This window comes from Marinomonas primoryensis (genome assembly GCF_013372285.1).
GTDB classification, from domain to species: domain Bacteria; phylum Pseudomonadota; class Gammaproteobacteria; order Pseudomonadales; family Marinomonadaceae; genus Marinomonas; species Marinomonas primoryensis.
The window spans coordinates 2,067,633-2,093,125 of the sequence record NZ_CP054301.1 but is presented as its reverse complement, the minus strand read 5'-3'; the positions used below and the strand labels follow the sequence as shown (position 1 = coordinate 2,093,125).

25 protein-coding genes are annotated in these 25,493 nt (G+C 41.9%); 8 read left to right on the top strand and 17 right to left on the bottom strand.

Going from position 1 to position 25,493, the window contains the following annotated elements; all coding sequences use genetic code 11:
- Positions 1–61: 61 nt before the first annotated feature.
- The 7 genes from tolR to MP3633_RS09600 form a co-directional block, all read right to left on the bottom strand.
- The gene (tolR, locus tag MP3633_RS09630) at positions 62–490 is read right to left on the bottom strand and encodes a protein TolR (RefSeq protein ID WP_176335383.1); all 429 of its coding nucleotides are present in this window, start codon (positions 488–490) and stop codon (positions 62–64) included.
- Complete coding sequence (tolQ, locus tag MP3633_RS09625) at positions 490–1,170, bottom strand: protein TolQ (RefSeq protein WP_112138697.1); 681 nt, start codon at positions 1,168–1,170, stop codon at positions 490–492. Before tolQ ends, tolR begins: the two co-directional genes overlap by 1 nt.
- Before the next feature lie 9 nt (positions 1,171–1,179).
- Positions 1,180–2,193 (bottom strand): Holliday junction branch migration DNA helicase RuvB, encoded by a 1,014-nt coding sequence (ruvB, locus tag MP3633_RS09620; protein WP_112138699.1) that lies wholly within the window; start codon positions 2,191–2,193, stop codon positions 1,180–1,182.
- 3 nt (positions 2,194–2,196) lie between these two features.
- On the bottom strand, positions 2,197–2,799 hold the full coding sequence (gene ruvA / locus MP3633_RS09615) for a Holliday junction branch migration protein RuvA (RefSeq protein ID WP_112138701.1): 603 nt from the start codon (positions 2,797–2,799) through the stop codon (positions 2,197–2,199).
- Positions 2,796–3,353, bottom strand: a complete 558-nt coding sequence (gene ruvC / locus MP3633_RS09610; RefSeq protein ID WP_176335382.1) for a crossover junction endodeoxyribonuclease RuvC — start codon at positions 3,351–3,353, stop codon at positions 2,796–2,798. Before ruvC ends, ruvA begins: the two co-directional genes overlap by 4 nt.
- Before the next feature lie 161 nt (positions 3,354–3,514).
- Positions 3,515–5,287 (bottom strand): aspartate--tRNA ligase, encoded by a 1,773-nt coding sequence (gene aspS / locus MP3633_RS09605; protein ID WP_176335381.1) that lies wholly within the window; start codon positions 5,285–5,287, stop codon positions 3,515–3,517.
- A gap of 193 nt (positions 5,288–5,480) precedes the next feature.
- The gene (locus MP3633_RS09600; RefSeq protein WP_176335380.1) at positions 5,481–5,972 is read right to left on the bottom strand and encodes a GreA/GreB family elongation factor; all 492 of its coding nucleotides are present in this window, start codon (positions 5,970–5,972) and stop codon (positions 5,481–5,483) included.
- Positions 5,973–6,150: 178 nt separating this feature from the next.
- On the opposite strand from MP3633_RS09600, the gene MP3633_RS09595 reads away from it, so the two are divergent.
- Both MP3633_RS09595 and MP3633_RS09590 read left to right on the top strand, forming a co-directional pair.
- Positions 6,151–6,573: a MarR family winged helix-turn-helix transcriptional regulator gene (locus MP3633_RS09595; protein ID WP_176335379.1), complete on the top strand. Its 423-nt coding sequence runs from the start codon at positions 6,151–6,153 to the stop codon at positions 6,571–6,573.
- Between the two features lie 28 nt (positions 6,574–6,601).
- Positions 6,602–7,336, top strand: coding sequence for a siderophore-interacting protein (locus MP3633_RS09590; RefSeq protein ID WP_176335378.1), 735 nt, complete (start codon positions 6,602–6,604; stop codon positions 7,334–7,336).
- A gap of 83 nt (positions 7,337–7,419) precedes the next feature.
- Here the strand turns inward: MP3633_RS09590 and cysN are convergent, their stop codons facing one another.
- The 3 genes from cysN to MP3633_RS09575 all read right to left on the bottom strand — a co-directional run bounded on the left by cysN (position 7,420) and on the right by MP3633_RS09575 (position 11,092).
- The gene (gene cysN / locus MP3633_RS09585) at positions 7,420–9,033 is read right to left on the bottom strand and encodes a sulfate adenylyltransferase subunit CysN (RefSeq protein ID WP_176335377.1); all 1,614 of its coding nucleotides are present in this window, start codon (positions 9,031–9,033) and stop codon (positions 7,420–7,422) included.
- 14 nt (positions 9,034–9,047) lie between these two features.
- A complete protein-coding gene (gene cysD / locus MP3633_RS09580) occupies positions 9,048–9,953 on the bottom strand; it encodes a sulfate adenylyltransferase subunit CysD (protein WP_112138715.1) in 906 nt (301 codons plus the stop codon).
- Between the two features lie 218 nt (positions 9,954–10,171).
- Entirely contained in the window at positions 10,172–11,092 is a 921-nt protein-coding gene (locus MP3633_RS09575) for a hypothetical protein (protein ID WP_176335376.1), read from the bottom strand.
- A gap of 157 nt (positions 11,093–11,249) precedes the next feature.
- Between MP3633_RS09575 and MP3633_RS09570 the strand changes: the two genes are divergently transcribed.
- Positions 11,250–11,834: a Fe-Mn family superoxide dismutase gene (locus MP3633_RS09570; RefSeq protein WP_112138719.1), complete on the top strand. Its 585-nt coding sequence runs from the start codon at positions 11,250–11,252 to the stop codon at positions 11,832–11,834.
- A 94-nt stretch (positions 11,835–11,928) separates the two neighbouring features.
- Here MP3633_RS09570 and MP3633_RS09565 read toward each other — a convergent pair whose 3' ends face one another.
- Positions 11,929–12,372 (bottom strand): tellurite resistance TerB family protein, encoded by a 444-nt coding sequence (locus tag MP3633_RS09565; RefSeq protein WP_112138721.1) that lies wholly within the window; start codon positions 12,370–12,372, stop codon positions 11,929–11,931.
- The gene (locus MP3633_RS09560) at positions 12,357–12,836 is read right to left on the bottom strand and encodes a DUF6942 family protein (protein WP_176335375.1); all 480 of its coding nucleotides are present in this window, start codon (positions 12,834–12,836) and stop codon (positions 12,357–12,359) included. The genes MP3633_RS09565 and MP3633_RS09560 overlap by 16 nt, the downstream gene beginning before the upstream one ends.
- Before the next feature lie 228 nt (positions 12,837–13,064).
- Here MP3633_RS09560 and MP3633_RS09555 point away from each other — a divergent pair, with 228 nt between their 5' ends.
- The 4 genes from MP3633_RS09555 to MP3633_RS09540 all read left to right on the top strand — a co-directional run bounded on the left by MP3633_RS09555 (position 13,065) and on the right by MP3633_RS09540 (position 16,282).
- On the top strand, positions 13,065–13,463 hold the full coding sequence (locus MP3633_RS09555) for a YeeE/YedE family protein (protein ID WP_176335374.1): 399 nt from the start codon (positions 13,065–13,067) through the stop codon (positions 13,461–13,463).
- 10 nt (positions 13,464–13,473) lie between these two features.
- Complete coding sequence (locus tag MP3633_RS09550; protein ID WP_176335373.1) at positions 13,474–13,893, top strand: DUF6691 family protein; 420 nt, start codon at positions 13,474–13,476, stop codon at positions 13,891–13,893.
- Positions 13,894–14,155: 262 nt separating this feature from the next.
- On the top strand, positions 14,156–15,322 hold the full coding sequence (locus tag MP3633_RS09545; RefSeq protein WP_112138729.1) for a type III PLP-dependent enzyme: 1,167 nt from the start codon (positions 14,156–14,158) through the stop codon (positions 15,320–15,322).
- A gap of 117 nt (positions 15,323–15,439) precedes the next feature.
- A complete protein-coding gene (locus tag MP3633_RS09540) occupies positions 15,440–16,282 on the top strand; it encodes an MOSC domain-containing protein (protein ID WP_176335372.1) in 843 nt (280 codons plus the stop codon).
- A 70-nt stretch (positions 16,283–16,352) separates the two neighbouring features.
- Here MP3633_RS09540 and MP3633_RS09535 read toward each other — a convergent pair whose 3' ends face one another.
- Positions 16,353–17,939: an ABC-F family ATPase gene (locus MP3633_RS09535; RefSeq protein WP_176335371.1), complete on the bottom strand. Its 1,587-nt coding sequence runs from the start codon at positions 17,937–17,939 to the stop codon at positions 16,353–16,355.
- A 306-nt stretch (positions 17,940–18,245) separates the two neighbouring features.
- Here MP3633_RS09535 and MP3633_RS09530 point away from each other — a divergent pair, with 306 nt between their 5' ends.
- Entirely contained in the window at positions 18,246–18,740 is a 495-nt protein-coding gene (locus MP3633_RS09530) for a cyclic nucleotide-binding domain-containing protein (protein ID WP_176335370.1), read from the top strand.
- 54 nt (positions 18,741–18,794) lie between these two features.
- On the opposite strand, the gene MP3633_RS09525 is transcribed toward MP3633_RS09530, so the two are convergent.
- The 4 genes from MP3633_RS09525 to MP3633_RS09510 form a co-directional block, all read right to left on the bottom strand.
- Positions 18,795–19,148: a RidA family protein gene (locus MP3633_RS09525; RefSeq protein ID WP_112138737.1), complete on the bottom strand. Its 354-nt coding sequence runs from the start codon at positions 19,146–19,148 to the stop codon at positions 18,795–18,797.
- A gap of 91 nt (positions 19,149–19,239) precedes the next feature.
- Complete coding sequence (gene cobO / locus MP3633_RS09520) at positions 19,240–19,848, bottom strand: cob(I)yrinic acid a,c-diamide adenosyltransferase (protein WP_176335369.1); 609 nt, start codon at positions 19,846–19,848, stop codon at positions 19,240–19,242.
- An 86-nt stretch (positions 19,849–19,934) separates the two neighbouring features.
- Positions 19,935–23,669 (bottom strand): methionine synthase, encoded by a 3,735-nt coding sequence (metH, locus tag MP3633_RS09515; RefSeq protein ID WP_176335368.1) that lies wholly within the window; start codon positions 23,667–23,669, stop codon positions 19,935–19,937.
- Between the two features lie 218 nt (positions 23,670–23,887).
- Positions 23,888–25,453 (bottom strand): coiled-coil domain-containing protein, encoded by a 1,566-nt coding sequence (locus MP3633_RS09510; protein WP_176335367.1) that lies wholly within the window; start codon positions 25,451–25,453, stop codon positions 23,888–23,890.
- Between the last annotated feature and the right edge of the window lie 40 nt (positions 25,454–25,493).

Sequence of the window (25,493 nt, the reverse complement as noted above, 5' to 3'; positions counted from 1 at the left end):
AGGTGCAAACCCACTGCTAGCAAGATTGGAATGCTGTAATTTTCACTGCGCAACCACTTCATTAATTTTTATCCGGTTCTGTCACTAGCCCTACGTTAGGAACCCCTGCGCCTTGTAAAGCAACCATCAATCCAATGACATCGCCATAAGGCACATTTCTATCACCTCTGACCAATACAGACGTCTTCGGATTTTGGCTCAATACCTTTCTGACTCTATCTTGTAGTTGCGCTAATGCTATTGATTCCTGCTTGCCGCCGACATCCAAATAGAACTTACCTCTTGAATCTACCGAGGCAATCATTACGTCGTTTTCACTGTCTTGTATTGGAGACGCGCTGGCATTAGGGAGCTCCACGTCAACACCTTGAGTAAGCATAGGGGCAGTTATCATAAAAATAACCAGCAACACCAGCATTACGTCAATGTAAGGGACGACATTTATTTCAGCCATCGGGCGACGTTTATTTCTTCTTCTCGGGCGAGCCACTATACAGCGCCTCCCTCTCTGACATGTACCTTGCGGTGTAAGATACTAGTGAATTCATCAGCGAAGTTTTCATAGCTTGAACCCAGAGATTCAGCGGTCGAAGAAAAACGGTTGTACGCTATAACCGCGGGAATGGCGGCTGCTAGCCCTATCGCTGTCGCTATAAGCGCTTCGGCAATACCAGGTGCAACGGCAGCTAGTGTTGCTTGCTGCACTTCGGCTAGCCCAATAAATGAATGCATGATTCCCCAAACGGTACCAAACAAACCTATATAAGGGCTCGTTGAACCGACAGTCGCTAAGAACGGAAGATGTTGGTCCAGTTTTTCCTCTTCTCGGTACAGTGCTACTCGCATTGCTCTCTGTACTCCATCCATAATGGCATCAGGATCGACATTTTGACTCTGTCTCAATCGAGTGAACTCTTTGATTCCCGAGGTGAAAATATTCTCCATACCTTCAACTTTTCGACCTTCTTGCGTCAGCTTACGATACAGCTGACTAAGATCGATACCGGACCAAAAGCTCTCCTCAAATGCAGCACGAACTTTTTTCGCTTCTTTTAAAACTCGAATTCTCTGAAATATTGCAATCCATGAAAAAATGGAAGCAGCTAGTAATATCAACATAACAAGTTGAACAACAAAACTAGCACTGGCGATAAGACCCCAAATTGACATTAGTAACCTCTATTTAAAATCTGAAGGTAGTTGATAATTAAAATGTTCATATGCACGTTTTGTAACCTGACGACCTCTTGGTGTCCTGATTATAAAACCCTGCTGAATCAAAAATGGCTCAATGACATCTTCGATCGTATCTTTGTCTTCACCTAGCGCAGCAGAAACGCTATCCAGTCCAACCGGTCTTCCGTCGAACTTTTCTATCATAGTCAATAACATACGTCTATCTAAATGATCAAATCCTTGACTATCTACACTTAACATATCCAATGCACTTCGAGCAACGGCTTGTCCTACAAGCGCCTCACCTCGTACTTGAGCTACGTCTCTCACGCGTCGAAGCAACCTATTCGCTATTCTGGGTGTTCCTCGCGATCTTCTTGCGACTTCAAAACAACCTGGGTTATCAAGTACCATGCCCATTTTCCCTGCAGAGCGAGCCACAATAGTAGTCAATGATGCAACGTCATAGAATTCTAATCGCTGAACAATGCCAAAACGATCACGCAGTGGCGAGGTTAATAATCCCGCTCGCGTGGTTGCTCCGACAAGTGTAAATGGCGGTAGTTCAATTTTTATCGATCTCGCTGCCGGGCCTTCACCAATCATAATGTCGAGTTGGTAATCTTCCATTGCGGGATAAAGCACCTCTTCAATAGCTGGGCTTAATCTGTGTATCTCATCGATAAAAAGGATATCGCCTTCATTTAGATTTGTTAGTAGAGCCGCAAGGTCGCCAGCCCTTTCCAATACAGGGCCTGAGGTTGTTTTCACATCCGCACCCATTTCGTTGCCTATGATATGAGCAAGTGTTGTCTTACCCAATCCTGGAGGGCCGAAGATTAAAGTATGATCCAATGGCTCATTTCGCTGTCTAGCCGCCTCAATGAAAATTTCCATCTGCTCTCTAACAACGGGTTGGCCTATGTATTCAGCCAGTGCCTGTGGCCGTATTGCTCGATCCACTTGCCGATCATTACCTTTAAGTTCAGCAGAAATAATACGATCCTGTTCAATCATGCTTTATTTCCTTAGCATTCCTTTCAAAGCGGCCTTAATGATGTCTTCACTATTGGCTGAATCCATTGGTATGCCAGCAATCGCCTTGGCGGCTTCTTGCGGTTTGTAACCAAGAGATATGAGGGCGGCTTCAGCCTCTTGCCTAGGGTCTGCTTGTATTTGACGCAATACAGTTGGCGTAGAAAACAAATCATTTTTTGCAGCTTGCCCAAGCTTATCTCGCAATTCAATAATAAGACGCTCAGCAGTCTTCTTACCGACCCCTGGAATCCGTGTAAGCGCGTCTACGTCTGATTCTTGGACATTAGTAATAAGTTCTTCGGAAGACATACTGGATAAAATAGCCAATGCCATTTTAGGTCCAATACCGTTCACCTTAATTAAAACACGAAATAAAGCGCGTTCATTTTTATCAATGAAACCATAAAGAGTATGGGAATCTTCTTTTACTAAAAAATGGGTAAAAAGTGTTACCTGACCGCCAACTTGAGGCAAATCATAAATAGTCGTCATCGATGCGCTAATTTCATACCCTATACCAGCCACATCAACCAATAGTTCAGGTGGTGTTTTTTCTACCAAGGTGCCGACAATTCGTCCGATCACAACGCTTTCCTTACATCTTGTTCTGTCCAGCGCTTAGATGAGCGCCCTGCTCGCTTACCGACACCATATTCTAGCCCGCCGGAGGTTCGAGTATTAGCATGACACAAAGCAATCGCTAAAGCATCTGCCGCATCTGCTTGAGGTTTAGCGGATAAATTTAATAACAATTGTACCATTGTCTGAACTTGTGTTTTATCTGCGTTACCATTCCCAACAACAGATTGTTTGACTCGTCTGGCCGCGTATTCATGGACAAAAAGTTCTTGAAGAGAAGCCGCTACAATAGCCGCGCCTCTTGCTTGACCAAGCTTTAAAGCAGAATTCGCATTTTTGGCTAAAAATACTTCCTCGATAGCAAACTCATTTGGCTCATATTCATTAAGTAAAGCGGAAACGTTATTGAAGATATGTTTAAGCCTGACGGACAGCGCCTCATCTGGTAATCGAATGCAGCCACTGTTGACATAAATGGACTTGCCATTTGATACATCAATAATCCCAAAACCCGTAATTCGAGAGCCTGGGTCAATCGCTAAAATTCTGGTCGTAACCATGATTCTTCTGTGCCCTTTATAATTACTGTATATTTCAACAGCCCTTTAACAAGTATGCAATGGTAATCTATAAAAAAGGCCGCTAATAAGCGGCCTTTTACGATTTTCTTTCAATTTTGTAACATAACTTACTGTTTTAAAATAAGTTTAAACACTGCTTCTTATGATTCAACTACTGGTTTTCTAACACGAATGTTTAATTCTTTAAGTTGTTTTTCGCTCACCTCACCTGGCGCTTGAGTTAACAAGCACGTTGCGCTTTGCGTTTTCGGAAAAGCAATTACGTCACGGATAGAGCTAGAGCCTGTCATCAACATAACCAGACGATCAAGGCCGAATGCTAAACCGCCATGTGGTGGCGCACCAAACTTCAATGCATCCAATAAGAAACCAAATTTTTCTTGCTGCTCTTCTTTGCTGATATTCAATAATTCAAATACGGTTTCTTGCATTGACGACTGGTGAATACGGATCGAACCGCCACCTAACTCAGTACCATTCAACACCATGTCATATGCCTGAGAAAGAGCACTCAAAGGATTTGCTTTAAGGTCTTCTGATGAACAAGAAGGCGCGGTAAATGGGTGGTGAATGGCTGTAATGCCGCCGTCAGATGTTTCTTCAAACATAGGGAAATCGACAACCCAAAGAGGTGCCCATTTACATGTGTAAAGATTCATATCTTCACCAAGTTTGCAACGTAGCGCACCAAGAGCTTCATTAACCACTTTTTCAGAATCGGAGCCGAAGAAAATCAAATCGCCGTCTTGAGCATCAAGGCGAGTAAGCAATTCTTCACGAACTGCAACCGGCAAAAATTTCACAATCGGTGATTGCAAACCCTCTTCTAGGTTGGACTTGTCGTTTACTTTGATATAAGCCAAGCCTTTAGCACCGTAGATGCCGACAAACTTAGTGTATTCATCAATTTGTTTGCGAGTTAATGCATTACCACCGGGTACTTTAAGCGCCGCTACACGACCCTTAGGGTCTGTGGCTGGGCCAGAAAAAACTTTAAAGTCTACATCGGCCATCAAGTCGGACACAGTCACAATTGTCAATGGAATACGCAAATCAGGCTTATCGCTGCCGTAGGTCTCCATTGCTTCAGAATAAGGCATGCGAGGGAAAGTACCCAAATTAACATCCATCAACTCCTTAAACAAACCAACAATCATGTCTTCTGTCATACCCATGATTTGTTCTTCAGACATGAAAGACGTTTCGATATCCACTTGCGTGAATTCTGGTTGACGATCTGCACGCAAATCTTCATCACGGAAACATTTAGCAATTTGATAGTAACGATCAAACCCGGAAACCATCAACAACTGTTTGAACAACTGAGGTGATTGAGGTAAGGCAAAGAAACTGCCTTGTTGAGTACGGCTCGGTACCAAATAATCACGAGCGCCTTCTGGCGTTGCACGCGTCAAAATAGGCGTTTCGATATCTAAAAAGCCATTATCATCTAGGTAACGACGTAATACAGACGTTACCTTTGAACGGAAGCGCATTTTAGCTTGGACTTCTGGACGGCGTAAATCGATAAAACGATGCTTTAAACGAACATCTTCTCCAACTGACTGGTGTTCATCAAGTTGAAAAGGTGGTGTTTGTGCGGCATTCAAAATCTCAAGGTCAGTACCAAGCACTTCAATCTCACCAGTGCGCATGTTTGCATTGGTTGTGCCTTCAGGGCGAGCGCGAACAAGGCCTTTCATTTTAACGACAAATTCGTTACGCACACTGTCTGCAATAGCAAAGCTTTCAGCACGATCTGGATCAAATACAACCTGAGTGATACCTTCACGATCTCGGATGTCTAGGAAAATTACGCCACCGTGGTCACGACGACGATGAACCCAACCGCATAAGGTAATTTCTTGTGAAATGTTTGAAGCATTTAACTCGCCGCAATAATGGCTGCGCATAATTTCTTTCCTATTACTGTCTCGGTAAGAGAGCTGTGTGTTCTTGGAGTATTTTCTGTCGGTCAGCATATAAAATATTACTGGAAGTTGAACACCAGACAGAATAACCGAATATTTTAAGGCAAAGCATTATATGCGAACAAAGACGGACTCTCTAGGGTCTGAGCCAAATTTGTCCGCTACAAGCTAGGGTTTATTGTATAGAGGTTATTTCATAAGCCACTTGATGACCGTTTTTAGTTAGACATACTTCGTCGTCCACCATTTTCCCTATCAACGCCTTCCCTACTGGACTGGAGGCGGTCACTGAAAAAATGGATTTTTCACTCACCTCAACACTAAGCCCTCCTGCACAAGGCGAAATAAAAAAATATTTTTTTTCAGAAAGTGTCGAGTTCAAAGCTTCTAGCTCAACAAGCGTCCATAAAGTAACAGGGTGATCAATGCGGTGTAAATGAAGAGCTTTCTTACTAAATAAAAGCCAATCCTGCTCGCATTCAATGACGCGTTGAGATTGACCATGAGCCAAATAAGAGGCTTCCAAGCCAAATGTATCATATTTATTCTCAGCAACACTTTCGTCCCCAGTCGCTGCTTGATGAGCTTGTTTTGCAGCAAGCTCCGCTGTTTTAAATCGATTTAAAAGCGCTTTGGTTATTGCATCATGAATTTCTTTTTTATTCATACTGTGCCGATCTGGTTGGATTTAAACGGCAACCATTTTAACTGCCTACAGGCTAATAGAAATAGAAGTCAGTCAAAATAAGCAAAAAAGTAGACTTTAAAATTACATAAATTTTCTGAGTTGACAATGTCAATAGAGATAAATATAGTGATACTCATTCTCAATAAGGTGTGACTTCATGAGTGACAACATTAGCGAGGTGCTCCATACGCTTATTTCGACATACAGAAGCTCAATCAAGCAGGCTGTAAATCAGTCTGGAATTGATTTGCCAGTTACGCACATTCGGTCACTGAAGTGCATTAAGAAAATACCAGATTGTAGCGCGACGGACATATCGCATCGTTTACGTTTGGATAAATCTCAAGTTACTAGAATTATCAAAGAATTGTTTAGTGAAGGCTACATAGATAAAAAACCACATCCAAGCAATCACCGTAGCCAGACACTTCTACTTACGCAACTGGGCGAGGAAATAATGAATGCCATTCATGAAATCGACCAAGAGATGAAAAGCAAAATGTCATTAGGCCTTACTGATGAGCAAGTGCAAGGCTTTACCGTTATTGCCGACATTATGATCAATAATCTAAGTGATTAATTTTTTTAAAAAGAATTAAGGACAAACAATGAGCAGACCACAACCTAAAGAATTTATTGTTATCAAAAAAGAGCTCGTAACACCGCATATGCTTCGTCTAACGCTGGGTGGAGAAAATGTAAAGGCATTACCAGAAGATCAAGAAAGCAGTTATGTAAAATTGATTTTTCCTAATGGCACTGAAAGACCATTAATGCGAACGTACACAATTCGTCACCACCGAGTCGATGAAATCGACATTGATTTCATGCTTCATGAAGATGGCGGCCCTGCTTCAACATGGGCGAAAGGCACACAGGCTGGTGACACCATTGTAATAGGTGGCCCAGGCCCTAAAAAACTAATTAACCTATCAGCCGATTGGCAACTTTTAGTTGGCGACATGACTGCATTGCCTGCCATCAGCGTTAATTTAGGTGAGCTACCAGATACCGCTAAAGGCTATGCCGTGATAGAAGTGGTTTCTGAAGAAGATATACAAGAATTAAAGCACCCTGAAAATATAGAAATAAAATGGGTCATAAATCCTCGTCCAGGAGTAGATTCGAATGCCCTGTTAAACGAAGTAAAGTCTCTTAACTGGCTTAATGGGAGCACTTCTGTTTGGACTGCCTGTGAGTTCAATAGCATGAAAGCGTTACGTGATTTCTTTAAAAAAGAAAAAAACATCAGCAAAGAGAACCTCTATATTTCCAGTTACTGGAAGCTTGGCATTAACGAAGATGAGCATAAAATTGAAAAGCGTAACGATGCTGAAGAATAAACAGTAAACCGATAGAATTTATAGCATAAAAAAAACCAGCCTCACGAGCTGGTTTTTTTATGCTATAGAACATTGAACCTATATTATAAGCGAACGCTTTCGATAATCAGATCAACCACATCATCAAGCACTGTTTCAACAATTTCAGAGTCAGCAATAGACGCATCGGACACTAAAAATGTAACACCTGTTTGACGAAGTAATTTGGCTTCTTGATCTGTTGCATCCGCTTTCACCAACACCACAATACCTTGACGCAATAACATTCTTTCTAGTGCATCGGCTTTCGCTAAAACATCAGAAGATAATGCAATGACGGCCGGCTTTTGGCCGAGGCGTGCTGCACGATCTTCTGCACTGACTATTGAGTCACTGTCTAGTTCAGCAACTGCTTCTTCTACCATGCCTGCACCAACGGTGACATTGGTCAATCGATCAATAATGACTAGTGCACCAGTTAAACGGCTGTTTTGATATTCATCAAACGCGACAGGTGCATCAAATTGAATAACGCAATCACCAATACCGTTTAATTCAAGGGAATCGATATCACTCTGCTCAAGGGTATTTACATCAATGCGATGATTAAAATGATGTACTTTACCTGGAACCGTTTGAGTACCAAGCTTGAAATCATACAACTTGCCCGGAACCAATGGTTGGTCTGCCATCCAAACAACGGAAGCTCGAAGTGTTGAGGCAATCAGCGGCTCTTGATCAGGGTGTGAAAGCATATCACCACGACTGATATCGATTTCATCTTCTAGTGTAATGGTAACCGCTTGACCAGCTTTAGCAGATTCAAGGTTGCCATCATAAGTCACTATTTTAGCAACTTTTGATTTTTTACCAGAAGGCAAGGCGATGATTTCATCACCTGGCTTAACAGCACCCGCTACAATGGTGCCAGAGAAACCACGGAAATCTAGGTTCGGACGGTTAACGTACTGAACAGGAAGTCTGAATGAATCTCGTTTCACGTCACGATTAATCTGAACGGTTTCCAGGATCGCCATCAAAGGTAAGCCTGTGTACCAAGGCATACTTTCAGAAACGTTAACGACGTTATCGCCGCGCAAAGCAGACAAAGGAACAAACTGAATATCTTGTGGTTTACGATCACCAAGCTGATCTGCAAAAGCTAGATAGTCGGTTTGAATTTCATTGTATTTTTGCTCAGAAAAATCAACCAAATCCATTTTATTTATTGCCACCACCACATGCTTGATGCCAAGTAACGCCGCTATGTAGGAATGACGACGCGTTTGTGTTTGCACGCCGTAACGGGCATCAATCAAAATAATCGCAAGGTCACAGGTAGAGGCGCCGGTTGCCATGTTACGTGTGTATTGTTCATGCCCAGGGGTATCGGCAATGATGAACTTACGTTTTTCAGTGGAGAAATAACGGTAGGCCACATCAATAGTAATGCCCTGCTCTCGCTCAGCTTGAAGGCCATCTACAAGCAGAGCCAAATCAATTTCTTCGCCTTGTGTACCAGATTTTTTACTGTCACGCTTAACGGCATCTAAGTGATCTTCATAGATCAACTTTGAGTCATGTAGCAAACGACCAATTAGTGTGCTTTTACCATCATCTACGTTGCCACAAGTTAGGAGACGCAGTAGATCTTTTTCTTCATGTTGCTTCAGATAGCCGAGGATATCTTGGCTGATCAATTCTGATTGATGAGACATTATTTACTCCAAACTTAGAAATAGCCTTGTTTCTTTTTCTCTTCCATTGATCCCGAAGAATCATGGTCAATCATTCGCCCTTGGCGCTCCGAGCTTGTTGTGAGCAGCATTTCCTGAATGATTTCAGGCAAGGACGCAGCTTCAGACTCGACTGCTCCCGTTAGCGGGTAACAACCAAGAGTACGGAAGCGAACCGACTTCATTTCAGGGACTTCGCCGTTTAGTGGCATGCGCTCATCATCAACCATGATTAACGTACCATCACGCTCAACAACAGGACGCTTTGCAGAGAAGTAAAGAGGAACAATTGGGATGCTTTCTAAGTAAATATATTGCCAAATATCTAACTCAGTCCAGTTTGATAATGGGAAAACACGAATGCTTTCGCCTTTATTTACTTTACCATTGTAGATATTCCATAGCTCAGGGCGCTGATTTTTAGGGTCCCAACGGTGTTGCTTATCACGGAAAGAATATACACGTTCTTTGGCACGAGATTTCTCTTCGTCACGACGAGCACCACCAAATGCAGCATCAAAACCATACTTATCTAATGCCTGCTTTAAGCCCTGGGTTTTCATTACATCAGTATGTTTTGAACTGCCATGAGTAAATGGACCAATGCCTTGATCAATCCCTTCTTGGTTTTGATGGACAATAAGTTCTAAACCCAGCTTGGCAACTAACTCGTCACGAAAGCTAATCATCTCTTTAAACTTCCAGCCAGTATCCACATGCATAAGCGGAAAAGGCGGCTTCCCAGGATAGAAGGCTTTCATGGCAAGATGCAGCATAACCGCTGAGTCTTTACCAATAGAATAAAGCATTACTGGATTGTCAAATTCGGCAGCGACTTCACGAATGATGTGAATACTTTCCGCTTCTAACTGTTTTAAGTGAGTTAATCTTGCCTCTGTCATAATTTCCCATCTCTGTTGTAAGGCTTCAGCATTTTCATAAACTATAGCATGCCTTTAAGTTATAAGAACTACGCTCTTTAGATTTTAGTGGCATATGCATATTTAAAAACCTACATAGCTAGAGTCTGTATAGAAAAGCAAAAGATAGGATAAACGCTCTTTTTTATTAGATACAAAAAAAGGCCGAATCAATCGGCCTTTTTTTAGTTTCAACCTCGTTATTGCGAGTTAAATTGCTGCTCTAACATTAGTTGGTTTATTTGCTTACGTAGGCGAATGATTTCACCGTTTACTTGCATTCTAAATTCATCACTAGAATTAATAGCGTCTTGATGTTTTACCAATGTTTGTTGAATAGTAGATACATCAGAAGAATTTGTGTCTAGAGTTTGCTTTTCAAGCGTCTTTATCTTTTTCTGAAGTGCCGATAAATCCTGTGAAACCTGCTCTAGGCTCAAGGTCTGTGCTTCATTTTGGCCTTTTTGAACCGCTAGCAACTTCTCAAACGATTGCAGTTGCTTTGTATTGCTTTCTTGCTTAGTACTAATCACCTTTACCGTTTCATCGATCAATGCAACCGCAGGAACAAGCTTATTATAACCCGCCTCAATCTCATTAAAGGTTTCAGCTTGAATGGCTATGCGTTTAGATTGAGTTGACATGGTATTACGCATTGAAGAAAGCTTTTTTTCCAACTCATCTATAGAAGTGTTGTTGCTGGTAATGGATTTTCTGTTTGTATCGTAAGCAACGCCCCACAGTTTGCGGATTTCGCTTTCGTGATTTTTAAGTGTTTCTTCTAAAGTCACACCTTGTTCATTGGCAGACACATCAGCAGCAAGTAATTGATGGTCTAAATTTTGAATCTCACTTTTTGCTCCGTAAAGTTCATTACGAAGCTGCATGTTTTGTTGCCATAACCAATAGCCAGCGCCAGCGGATGCCGACAGTATTAATAAAAGCAAAACATAGATACCAGCCAAACTTGTTCTTTTATGGACAACGCTCGGAGCATGAGCAGGTCTTGCTGGTGAAGGGTGTGGTCGACCTTTTGGTATTGCTGCATTAGGTCTTCTATCGCTGACTTCATCTTGATCCAGAGTCAGGCTTGGGATCTCAACATCATCGTCTCTTCGCATGGAAATCTTATATAGTCGCTATTAACAAAAGTTATGGAAAATCGTTCTAGAACAATCCTAAAGAATATTATCTTACGTTGTTCAGTGCTACTATATAACCACCATTAACTGCTTGATAACAAGCATTTTTCGTTAATTAAAAGCAAGGAGAATTGAAATGTCTTTTGAATTACCCGCTCTTCCTTATGCTAAAGACGCACTAGAGCCTCACATGTCTGTTGAAACGCTTGAATATCATTATGGCAAGCATCACAACACGTATGTTGTTAAATTAAATGGCTTGGTTCCTGGATCTGAATACGAAAATAAAACGCTTGAAGAGATCATTACATCTGCTCCTGCTGGCCCTGTTTTCAATAACGCAGCTCAAATCTGGAACCATACGTTCTTTTGGAATAGCTTAAGCCCTAATGGCGGCGGCGAACCAACTGGCGCGCTAGCAGATGCCATTAATGCAAAATGGGGCTCTTTCGCAGAATTCCAAACCGCATTCAATGACAAAGCGGTTAACAACTTCGGTTCTAGCTGGACTTGGTTAGTTAAGAACACAGACGGTTCAGTAGAGATCGTAAACACAAGTAATGCAGGGACGCCAATGACAAGTGGCCAAACTGCCGTTATTACAGTGGATCTTTGGGAACACGCTTACTACATTGATTACCGTAATGTTCGTCCTGATTACCTTAAAGGTTTCTGGGCACTAGCTAACTGGGAATTTGCGGCAGCAAACTTCGCAGGCTAAGTCTATTTTCTATCAAATTAGAAAATAGAGTCAGACCAGTCATAAAAAACGCGGCTTTTGCCGCGTTTTTTTATTTAAAAGTAACTTTAATTCACTATTGAGTGTTTAGCTCATTCTGCACGAAGAGTTTTGCTTGGATAAATTCGGAATGAGGCATAAGTAATAACTCACTGATTCTTCTTATACGATGGTCTTCATGCGCATCAATATCACCGTCGGCTAATGCCACACGCCATAAGCCTCTTAACAGCAATGCTTTCTGCTCTAAGGTGGCAATATCATTAATGACTTTAGTGAATTGATATAGGTCATTCGCTTGGTCCACTCCGGATCGTGCTTCGGCGTAAAGAACGTCTATATCGTCACCTAAATCGCTGATCTCTCGAAGGAAGAGCTTAATTTCCTCTTCTTCTTTTTCATCTACTTCATGGTCAGCCAACATAACTTCCATAAGCAGCGCAGCAACCGCTTTTTGGTAGGATATTTCTTCACCCTGCTCTACTGGGATAGTGAATAGGCTTTTTAAAGCGTTAAGCATTTTTTCTCCAAAATATACTCACGAAGAGTTTCTATTAAAATATTAGGGAATTGACGGTAATCTAAATACGGACACCATATATACGGATACGACACATAAGCACGATGTTTTACACCAGCTTCCTCTGCTGATTTTGATACAGGAAGCTGATCTCGAAACGTATTTCCAACCACAAACAAAATGCCTTTGTAGTCATTCAGTTGATCTACTGAGAATGCAATTCCAACCTGATTGAATACATTCACATCGCGACACTCTCGCCAAGCCGGATAATTTTGCACAATGAGCTTTGCAATTATAGTCAATATCTTACGCCAGTGATTACCATTGAGTTCAATCAGCACTGGACTGTCTGGCTTGGCCAAAAAAACCTCATCAACATCATCAGGTAAAATAGGTTTATTTGGTAGGAGGAAAACATATTGAGCATCACTGGCTGAGGCGCCTAGCCATAGATTAATCATTTAAATCTCCATTGTGCAGTAGTCAGAATACCTTGTGAACGATGGGTTATCAGCCACTCATTCGGTAAAGACTATGCAAGTAGTCGTAACATTAATGTCATTACACTTCATTAATTCTCTCTACACTGATGAATTGATAACGCCAGCAATGTGTTTTTGAAAATTATATTAGACAATCCTTATGAATTTACATTAGAATAATCTAATATTAATTAGAGGAACTCAATCATGGACACTATCTTTAACCCCCTAGTCGGTGGCCTATTAATAGGTGCAACGGCAACATTCTACCTTCTTAGCCTAGGAAAAGTGATTGGCATCAGTGGCATTCTGTCACAACTTCTCTTCAATAAAGAGCGATTCCTACCTTTTCTATTTATTACCGGTCTAATTATTGGCGGCAGCGCCTATGGCATATTGACAGAACAAACTGTCGCTTTTCCTGAAAGCAGAAGCCCACTACTGTTGATTATTTCTGGCTTGCTAGTTGGTTACGGCACAAGGCTTGGAGGTGGGTGTACTAGTGGGCATGGTGTCTGTGGTATTTCTCGATTATCGCCGCGTTCTATTACGGCAACTCTCGTCTTCATGCTGACTGCCATCATTACTGTTTCTGTCTTACATTAGGAGAATGATTATGTATGCATTTATCACGCTCGTTTCTGGCTTATTATTTGGGTTAGGTTTAGCATTTTCCGAAATGACAAACCCCGCCGTTGTTATCGGTTTTTTAGATGTTTTTGGTGATTGGAATCCTTCCCTTCTTATTGTAATGGCAAGCGCTATTGCCGTCGGCATGATTGGCTATGCAATAAAAAACAAAAGCTTAAAACCACTGTTGGGCGGAACGTGGCAAGTTCCGAACTTGCGTCATATCGATTCAAAATTGGTTGTAGGTTCCTCGTTATTTGGGATAGGTTGGGGATTAAGTGGTTACTGCCCTGGCCCTGGCCTTACCGCGTTGATTAACAATCCAGGCGAAGGCTTTTATTTTGTGTCAGCCCTAATATTAGGCAGTGGGTTGCATTATATTCAGACACGAATAGCCAATAAATAATGTAAAAAAAGGACTGAAAAAAAGAGACTGTAAACAGTCTCTTTTTTTTGCATTAAACGTTAAAAAACACTTGACGCAAAGCCCTCTTGGTTTTAAATTGCGCCCGCGTCATTGCTGAACATAATCCGCACCGCTTCAACTGCTGCGCTAGTCGCTTAAGGCCTTAAGGCCGGATAAGTAACAGCCACAAGTAGGACGGGAGAAGGTAAAGGCGTTTACTTATAATCGGTTTATGTTTGTACCTTTAAGGAGCTCTTAACTTATGTCTATTGACGTTAATTCTTTCTACACACCAGAGCGTTTCGCTCGCTTCAAAGCCTTTGCAGAAGACAAAGAAACCCCTTTTGTTGTTATCGATACCGATATCATCGACGAAGCCTATACTGAGCTAACAAAAGGCTTTCCTGTTGCTGATATCTTTTATGCAATCAAAGCCAACCCAGCACCAGAAATACTAACGCTCCTTCGTGATCGTGGTTCAAATTTTGATGTGGCGTCACGTTACGAGTTGGATAAATTGCTTGCCATTGGCGGTGTTTCTCCTGATCGTGTGAGTTATGGCAACACGATCAAAAAAGCAAAAGATGTTCGTTATTTCTACGAAAAAGGCGTCCGTATGTTCGCTTCTGATTCTGAAGCAGATTTACGCAACATTGCGAAAGCAGCACCAGGGTCACGGGTTTATGTACGCATTTTAACGGAAGGGACTGTTACAGCAGATTGGCCTCTTTCTCGTAAATTCGGTTGCCGTCCTGACATGGCTATGGATTTGCTTGTATTAGCAAAAGAACTTGACCTAATTCCTTATGGCATTTCGTTTCACGTGGGTTCACAGCAACGCGATATTGGTGCATGGGACGCGGCAATCGCTAGTGTCAAAGTGATTTTTGAACGCCTTAAAGAAGAAGACAATATTGAGCTTCAAATGATCAATATGGGCGGTGGTTTCCCTGCTAACTATATTACACGTACGAATGAACTTTCTACTTACGCTGAAGAAATCACACGCTTTTTAGAAGAAGATTTTGGTACAGACTTACCTCGCGTCATTCTTGAGCCAGGTCGTTCTTTGATTTCTAATGCCGGCGTTTTGGTCAGTGAAGTAGTGTTGATTTCACGTAAATCTCATACCGCATTGAACCGTTGGGTTTACACGGATGTTGGTAAATTCTCTGGCCTAATTGAAACATTAGACGAGTCAATCAAATACCCGATCCATGTAGACAAAGGCGGCGAGTTAGAAGAAGTAATTATTGCTGGACCAACGTGCGATAGTGCCGACATTATGTATGAAAACTATAAATATGGCTTGCCACTAAACTTGGCAATTGGTGATCGTATGTACTGGTTATCTACTGGCGCTTACACGACAACATACAGCGCGGTAGAGTTTAATGGCTTCCCGCCTTTGGCCTCCTATTACTTGTAATTTATTAGCGTTATAAATAACAATTAGAAAGCCTCGGATATAATATTCTGAGGCTTTTTTATTGGAATGAATGTCTTACTGAGCAATAATGAAACTTCATATTAAAGAGGAACTTTCATGTCGTACTCCCTTAGTGAACTCGTGATATACCCTATAAAATCTATTAAAGGTATTTCATTAGAGACTAGCCAAGTTGACAAAGCAGGTCTATGGGGTGATCGCCGGTATATGTTAGTAAACTCTGACGGTGAATGTATGACGGCTCGAACACACCCTATATTAATACTGGTTGTGGCTGAAGCCGCTGAAAGTGGTGTATGGCAACTCTCTCACTCAGGTATGTCAAGTAACCTTACTTTGGATCCTGCTACATTCTCAGACAAATATGAAGACGTTGTTGTTTGGGAAAATACGGTAAACGGACAGCGTGTTTTGGAAGAGGCGGATACTTGGTTTAGTAAAATAGTGGGAGAAACCGTTAAATTAATCTATTTTGGTGATAAGTCAGAACGCTATACTAACCGTAGACCAGAGGTGCCTGTTGCCTTTGCTGATGGCTACCCATTCTTGCTAACCACACAAGCGTCTTTACTCGAGCTAAATCGAACCTGCCCTGAGTATATTGAAATGGCACAGTTTCGCCCTAACCTTGTTATTAATGGAAATAAGCCATTCGAAGAAGACAGTTGGAAACGGATCAAAATTGGTGAGGTAGAATTCGAGAGCGTAAAGCCTTGTATTCGCTGCATCTTTACGACATTAAACCCAACGACAGCTGAGCGCCTTCCAAAAGGTGAACCATTAAAAACCTTAGGTAAATTTCGCCTTCTAGACAATAAAGGCATTACTTTTGGCATTAATATGGTTGCGTTGAATACCGGAAGAATACACCTTGATGACAAGGTTGAGGTACTTGAATACCAAGAACCTGATGGCTATATCGATAGACGCAAAAAATAATTATTGTTTACGAACAAAAAAAGGAAGACCAATAAGTCTTCCTTTTTTATAACAGAACAAAGGCGTTAGCTTAAGATTCTTGCTTAGCCAGATATTCGTCGTATGTTCCGTGGAAATCAACAATGCCTTCACTTGTTACTTCAACAATACGAGTCGCCAAAGAAGAAACAAACTCACGGTCATGGCTGACGAAAATCAATGTACCCGGATAGTTATCAAGCGCTAAATTCAAAGACTCAATCGATTCCATGTCCATGTGGTTTGTTGGCTCATCCATCACCAAAACGTTTGGTTTTTGAAGCATCATCTTGCCAAACAACATACGACCTTGCTCACCACCAGACAGTACTTTAACCGATTTTTTGATATCATTTTGAGAGAACAGTAAACGACCCAAGGTGCCACGAATAATTTGTTCGTCGTCGCCCTCTTGACCCCATTGTGCCATCCATTCGATCAGATCAACATCGTTTTCAAAATCAAGGTGATGGTCTTGGGCATAGTAGCCTATGTTGGCATTTTCAGACCACTTAACAGTACCTTTGGTTAACTCAGTATCCCCTACTAAACATTTAAGCAGTGTGGTTTTACCAATACCGTTTGGACCGATAACCGCAATACGCTCGCCTACTTCCACCATCATATTTAAGCCGCTAAATAACTGCTCATCATAGGATTTTGCAACATTCTCAATTTGAACCGCCATGCGGTGCAATTTTTTCTCTTGCTCGAAGCGAATGAATGGATTTTGACGGCTAGACGGTTTTACATCTTCAAGCTGGATTTTATCAATTTGCTTGGCACGAGATGTGGCTTGTTTAGATTTTGATGCGTTAGCAGAAAATCGGCTTACAAACGATTTAAGTTCATTAATTTGTGCTTTTTTCTTAGCGTTATCAGACAATAAGCGCTCACGAGCTTGAGTTGACGCGGTCATGTACTCATCATAATTACCAGAGAATAAACGTAATTCACCGTAATCCAAATCCGCCATGTTAGTACACACCGAATTTAGAAAGTGACGGTCATGGGAAATGATGATCATAGTGCAATTACGGTCGACTAATACGCCTTCTAACCAACGAATGGTATTGATATCCAAGTTGTTGGTAGGCTCATCGAGAAGTAATATTTCTGGGTCTGAAAACAGCGCCTGTGCAAGCAATACTCGTAATTTCAAACCTGGAGCTACTTCGCTCATTAATCCGTAATGTTGTTCTGTTGCAATTCCGACACCGAGCAGAAGTTCGCCTGCACGAGCGTCAGCTGTGTAGCCATCCATTTCTGCAAACTCTGCTTCCAGATCACCAGCGCGCAGACCGTCAGCTTCGGTCATTTCTGGATTGGCATAAATTGCATCTTTTTCAGCTCTAATCGCCCAAAGTTCAGTATGCCCCATGATTACTGTATCAATAACGGAATACTCTTCGTAAGCGAATTGGTCCTGTTTCAATTTACCTAGGCGCTCGTTTGGATCTTTAGAAACATTCCCTGAGCTTGGCTCTAAGTCGCCACCGAGGATTTTCATAAAGGTAGATTTACCACACCCATTTGCGCCAATAAGACCATAGCGCTTGCCTTCTCCAAACTTAACAGAGACATTTTCAAAAAGAGGTTTTGCACCAAATTGCATGGTGATGTTGGCCGTCGTTAACAAAGTATTCTTCCGTTTATCATGAGGTAAGTTGTTATGCTCTTACTAGTGGGTTAAACCCTCAGAGCAAAGATGATGTGGCGCATTATCGCACAGATTGCGTGGACTCTTTAAGGGAGAAAGTAATAATTACATAAAAAAACGTGAACTTACTGTTACATAGAGGCTCATAAGTGTTACTAGAGAATACAAAACGCCACTACTACTCTTATTAAAATGGGCCTAAAACTAAAATAATAAGCTTGGCTATTTAGAAATGTGTTTTATAGCCGATGATATATTAAGAGACCCACAGCGACGGAGACGAAAATGAAAACCGTCTTAGCAAAAAACACACAGTACGACATATCTTCTTCACATTTGAAAGAAGGCTCAATATTTGGCGCCTTGTCAGATTCTTCCATCATGTTTTTATTGGAAAATGGCGTGTTACATCAAGCCAGTAAAGGGGATGAAATATTTACTTACGGCAGTAAAGGTACTAGTTTCCATACTGTACTTTATGGAACTCTGGACTTTTATAAACAACACGACGAAAAAAAGACACGAACCCGCACCATTCAATTCGGAGAAGCTATTGGCTTTGTCTCCATGATAGCCCTGCATGAACGCGTTGGTAACCTATACGCCTTAGAAGACTGTTTGTTACTTGAAATTTCAAGCCAATTATTTAGTGACCTTCATGACAAATACCCTTTTGATTTTGGCATATTACTGATGAATTTATCGCGAGATATGGCCAGAACGATTCGGGTATTGAGTAATTCACTGGTTGAAAATGATGTAGTGGTTAAAGAAGACTAGTATGGTGCGAGAAGAGTAAGTTGACAAGAAAGTGCCAACTTACTTCGCAGTGTATTACTTCGGCGCTGCAACAACCGAAATTTCGACTAATAACTCTGGTCTTGCCATTTTCGCTTCAATACAAGCTCGAGCTGGTGCACAACCTTCAGGGATCCAAGCATCCCAAACAGCATTCATAGCCGCAAAATCTTTCATGTCACGAATGTAGATAGTTGCAGATAGAATATTGGCTTTATCTGATGCTGCTTGATCTAACAAAGAGTCTACTTTATCCAGCATTGTTTGAGTTTGTTCTACAATGCCAGCATTGGCATCTGCACCAACTTGACCACAAAGGTAAATCGTTTCGTTATGTTTAACGATACGACTCATACGCTGCCCTACTTCCATGCGTTCAATGGTAGCCATAAAAACCTCTATTTGATTAAAAATAAGAACAATGTTTTATATAGTATTTATTTATAAAAACCAACAACATAAATGATATAACGCCAAAGAATTAGAACTCTAACCCTTTCTGAGCCTTAATACCGCGTTTAAAAGCATGCTTAATTTCTTTGATTTCACTCACTGTATCTGCCAATTCAATCAGTGGATCAGATGCCCCTCGACCCGTCACAACAAGATGTTGATAATCAGGACGTTGCATTAAAGCCTTAAGCACATCATCTTCATTCAAATACTCGTAATGTAGCAAATAGGTTAATTCATCAAGAACAACTAGATCAATGCTTGGGTCTGCCAGCATAATCTCTGCTTTTTTCCATGCCTGCATTGAAGAAATAATATCTGATTCACGATTCTGTGTTTCCCAAGTAAAACCAGCCGGCATAATTTCCCACTGGACATTTTCTTGTTGTTTGAAAAAATCGATCTCCCCCGTATTCCATTCACCTTTTAAGAATTGCACTACGCCGACCTTCATACCATGACCCAAAGCTCGTGCCACCATACCCAATGCGGAACTCGATTTCCCTTTGCCATTTCCCGTCAGAAGCACAAATGTACCTTTATCTTCTTGTGCTTTTGCAATGCGTTTATCGACATGCGACTTGATAGCTTGCATACGTTGTTTATGCTGATCTGGGTCTTTAATGGTTTTTGCCATGAGAATTTCCTTAATAAATAGTACGAGTCCCAATCGAGGTAAGAGTACCCAATCCGTATAATGATACGTACGGACTGGGTGAAAAATCAGACTCGGTCGTCTTCTGGATCGTAACCAAGATTTGGTGCCAACCAGCGCTCTGCATCGTCTTTACTCATTCCTTTACGCTCAGCATAACTGTCTACTTGATCAGGACCAATTTTGCCGACACCAAAATACGTTGCATCAGGATGAGCAAAGTACCAGCCACTAACGGCTGCGGTGGGTAACATGGCAAAGCTTTCAGTAATGTCCATATCGATGTTGTTTTTAACATCTAAAAGTGTCCACAGTTTTGCTTTTTCAGTGTGATCCGGACAAGCAGGATAGCCAGGAGCTGGACGAATCCCTTGGTATTTTTCTTTAATTAACTGCTCATTAGTCAGGTCTTCTGCCGCAGCGTAACCCCAAATTTCTTTACGAACTTTCTCATGTAAATATTCTGCAGTTGCTTCAGCCAAACGATCTGCCACAGCTTTAATCATGATGGAGTTATAATCGTCATAATCCGCTTCATATTTAGCCACAAGGGGATCAATGCCAAAGCCAGCAGCACACGCAAATGCACCCATATAATCCGCAACACCACTGTCTTTTGGCGCAACGAAGTCAGACAAGCTATGATTGTATTTTCCTGGCGCCGTAAGTTCATTTTGGATGCGTAGAAATGATAATTTTTCAATAACTTCGGTGCGAGATTCATCCGCATAAAGTTCGATGTCATCGTCGTTCACTTGGTTTGCAGGAAACACACCCACAACCGCTCGAGCTTGCAAACATTTCGTTGCAATCACTTCATCAAGCATTTCCAGGGCATCGGCAAAAACACGGGTCGCTTCAACCCCAACAACTGCGTCCGTAAGAATGCGAGGATAAGCTCCGGCCAATTCCCATGTTTGGAAAAACGGCGTCCAATCAATGTATTTTTTGACAACCTCGAAATCGATATCTTTTTCAGTGAGCACAGTCAAGCCCACTTTTTTCGGTGTCACAATAGCCCCAGAAAACTCGATGGGTGCTTTGTTTAAACGCGCCTTACTTAAAGAAACGCGACGGCCAGCCTTGACTCGATCTTTATAACGGATACGCGTTTTTTCATAATCTGCTTTTATCTCGTCTACGAATTTTTGACGACGCTCCTTGTCTTTGCTTAGTAACGCACTTGCTACACCAACACTACGCGATGCATTGGTCACATGAACGACTTGATTACGTTTGTAATTTTGTTCAATTTTGACAGCGGTATGTGCTTTCGACGTGGTTGCACCGCCTATCATAACGGGTAATTCAAAACCTTGACGCTCCATTTCTTTGGCTACATGAACCATCTCATCAAGAGACGGCGTAATCAGACCAGACAACCCGATCATGTCAGCGCCTACTTCTTTTGCTGTACGCAAAATTTTCTCAGCTGGCACCATAACGCCCAAATCGATGACTTCAAAGTTGTTACACTGCAACACAACCCCAACAATATTTTTACCAATGTCGTGAACATCGCCTTTCACCGTTGCCATGACTATTTTGCCATTGCTTGATGATCCTGTGTCCATGTTGCGTGCTTTTTCTTCTTCGATATACGGCATCAAAAACGCCACTGCTTTTTTCATTACCCGAGCAGATTTTACGACTTGAGGTAAGAACATTTTACCTGCGCCAAACAAATCACCAACAATACTCATACCATCCATTAAAGGCCCTTCGATAACCTCCAATGGTCGATCAAAGGCTAAACGGGCCTCTTCTGTATCTTCATCAATAAAGTCGGTAATACCTTTAACAAGTGCATGACTTAAGCGCTCTGAGACCGGCAAGCTACGCCATTCTTGTGTTTCTTTTTCGGCTACTTCACCTGTTCCTGCGAACTCACCCGCCATAGCAAGCAAGTTGTCCGTTGCATCTGGCGTGCGGTTAAGCACGGCATCTTCAACGGCATTTCTAAGTTTAATTGGAATGTCTTCATACAAGGCCAATTGCCCTGCATTCACAATCCCCATTGTCATGCCTTGCTGGATGGCATGATAGAGAAACACGGTGTGAATGGCTTCACGTACAGGATTGTTTCCACGGAATGAAAAAGACACATTCGACACGCCACCAGACACTTTGGCGTAAGGCAATTCCCGAGTAATGTCGCCGGTAGCCTCGATAAAATCTAATGCATAGCGATTGTGCTCTTCAATGCCTGTGGCAATCGCAAAAATATTTGGGTCGAAAATAATGTCTTCTGGTGGAAAACCAACTTCGTCTACCAGAATATGGTATGAGCGACGACAAATTTCTATTTTACGCGCACGAGTATCTGCCTGACCGTCACTATCAAACGCCATGACGATAACTGCTGCACCGTATTTCATTAGCTTACGAGCTTGTTCTTTAAAGTTTTCTTCGCCTTCCTTCATGCTGATGGAGTTCACAACGCCTTTACCCTGAACCCACTTCAATCCCGCTTCCAGAATTTCCCACTTTGATGAGTCCAACATAATTGGTACGCGAGAGATATCAGGCTCCGACGCGATCAGCTTTAGGAAGCGCTCCATGGCCGCCTGAGAGTCCAACATGCCTTCATCCATGTTGATGTCGATAATCTGTGCGCCGTTTTCAACTTGCTGACGAGCTACGCTCAATGCCGTGTCAAAATCGCCCTCTTTAATAAGACGTTTAAACATGGCAGAACCAGTCACATTGGTTCGTTCACCAACGTTTACAAACAAATTACTGCCATCGATGTTAAAAGGTTCTAAACCAGACAGTCGACAGGCTTTTTCAATAGTGGGAATAACACGCGGTATGGCGTCTGCAAAAGCGGTTGCAAACGTTTCGATATGACTTGGCGCCGTACCACAACAACCGCCAATAATGTTTAAGAAACCGGCGTCTACCCAACCTTGAATTTCTTCAAGCATCTCATCAGGTGATTCGTCGTATTCACCAAAAGCATTTGGCAAGCCAGCATTGGGGTGAGCTGACACATGGGTGTCAGCAATACGAGATAGCTCTTCTATATATTGGCGTAACTCTTTTGGCCCTAACGCACAGTTTAATCCGACGGAAATAGGTTTTGCATGCGAAATAGAATTCCAAAACGCTTCAGTCGTTTGCCCAGAAAGCGTTCGGCCTGAGGCATCGGTAATGGTGCCAGAAATCATGATGGGATAACGCACACCGGTTTTTTCGAAATAGTCCAATACGGCATAAATCGCAGCTTTGGCGTTCAAGGTATCAAATATGGTTTCAATCAGAATAAGATCAACACCACCCTTGACCAATCCATCGACCGCTGTTGTATATGCCTCAACTAGCTCATCGAAATGTACATTACGAAAGCCTGGATCATTTACATCCGGTGAAATGGTACACGTACGGCTGGTTGGCCCAACAGCACCTGCCACAAAACGAGGTTTGTTTGGATTCTTGCTAGTGAACGCATCTGCGGCTTCACGTGCCAAACGAGCCGATTCAAAATTAAGCTCGTAGCTAAGCGATTCCATGCCGTAATCCAGCATGGAAATATAGTTGGCGTTAAAGGTGTTGGTTTCAATAATGTCCGCGCCAGCGGCAAGATAAGCTGAATAAATGTCTTTAATGATTTTAGGTTGAGTCAGGGACAATAGGTCATTATTGCCTTTTACGTCACTGTTCCAATCTTCAAAACGATCGCCACGGTAATCCTGCTCTTCTAATTTATACGCTTGGATCATGGTGCCCATGGCACCATCAAGGATTAATACATTTTCAGCTAGTCGTTTCTCAATAATAGAATACGAATCGGACTTTACCACTCTCACCACCTCAAAAAAGAATATGCAGAGGTACTATACCGAAAAGCGATTGTTTTGACGTTGAAAAATAGTAATGAGGAGTTGAATGATTCGACGGGAAGACAGTGCGGAACCAACGGTTCCGCACTTATTCACTTATTAGTAGAATTTAAGCATTTCTAGTATTTCTAGTATTTCTAGTATTTCTAGTATTTCTAGTATTTCTAGTATTTCTAGTATTACAGCGTGTTTTTCGATTTGTTAAGACGACCGATAAGAAAACCACCCAACAAGCCCAATAAAATCGCGCCTACCCAATAGCCATACTTTTCAAACAAGTTGGTATTGATCAAGGATAAAGTTTCATTTCCACGATAAACCTGTCTTTGGATAGATTGGTCTTCGAAATTAATTTGCTGACTGACAAATAAGTTGAGTTGCGCTACCGGCTTTTCATTTAAACCCGATACCCGCCAACGCCACTGCAAACGACCACCTTGAACCACTGCCGTTGCTAGTCGATCACTAATCATATTGATTTCACTGTCTGTTACCAGCTCAGCTTGATAAGTTTGGCCAGAAAGGGAAGGCTGAACGTCAGCCGACACTAAAATTTCAAAGTTGTTATGCAACGCTATTTCATTAGGAAGCTGCCACGTCACATTCTGCAGAGTCGAGCTCAACTGCAATTGGAAAGACTCTATCGCAGCCGCTAACGAAATGTCATTGTTTTCTTTCGACTCTAACATCTGTTTAGTAGTGCCAAGTCGAGCAGACAGTGCACTCAGTTCAGTTTGGCTTGCAGCGAGCTCTGCACCAGCGGCATTAAGTTGAGACGACAATGCCACATTGTCTTGCTGAGCTTGAGCCAGTTTATCGTCAAGCTCTTTCCAGCGCGCTTCATAGTCAGCACCTTCATCAAGCGCCGACTCTAGTTTTAAAACATCACTTTGATATTCTTCAATGATCAGTTTCTGCTCTGCAACCTGCTTCTGTAGATTTGCTAAGTCCATTCGAATTTGCGTATTTTCACGAGCGTAATCAAAAACGGGGTTGGTTTCCGATAGTGAGCTTGAATCCAAAGGTTGAATTGATGTATTCATTTGATCTGAATCATCTCGTAAGGAGCGAATTTCATCCCACAAGACTTGGTGCTGAGCTCTTGCATCAGACAATGCACCACCCAGTATCAAGTTTTCTTTTTTCAACATAGAAAGTTGTTTTTGATTCGCTTTATTGTCAGCTTCTAAATTGGCGTATTTATTTTGTAACTCGGTATTCTCACTCAATAGAGTAAGGTAACTTTGCTTAAAGCCATCTTGTGATGTAGGCATAGATTCTAAACTAGAAACCTGCTGCTTTAATGAGGTATTTTCATTTTCTAGTTGATTGATACGACGAGTCAGTAAATCGTTATCCAGCTTTAATGCAGCATAACGTGATTCTAGCGTTTCTCGCGATTTTTTCTGCTCTTCTAATGCGGCTAACGATTCTGCGTTGGACGAAGATTTTTGTAAATCCGCTATAGCCCTGTCCTTCTCATTAAGAGACAGGTTAAGAAACGACAGCTGTCTTTCATTGTCAGCAAGTTGTCGCTGGAGAGATTCTATAAGCACTTGTTTTGAGGCTATTCCCTTATCTAACTCGCTATTACTTGCACTAACAATAGGGCTTTGAGGCGATGTATCGGTATTACTAACTTCTGGCACAATCACAGACGATGTCTGTTGGCTGGAGGATGTACTGCAAGCAGACATCATTAGGCCCAAAGTAACAGGAATTAAAATCTTTGAACGGACTTTCATTTTTCGCTCCTTAATAAACTCAAGGTCGACAATAGGTTAC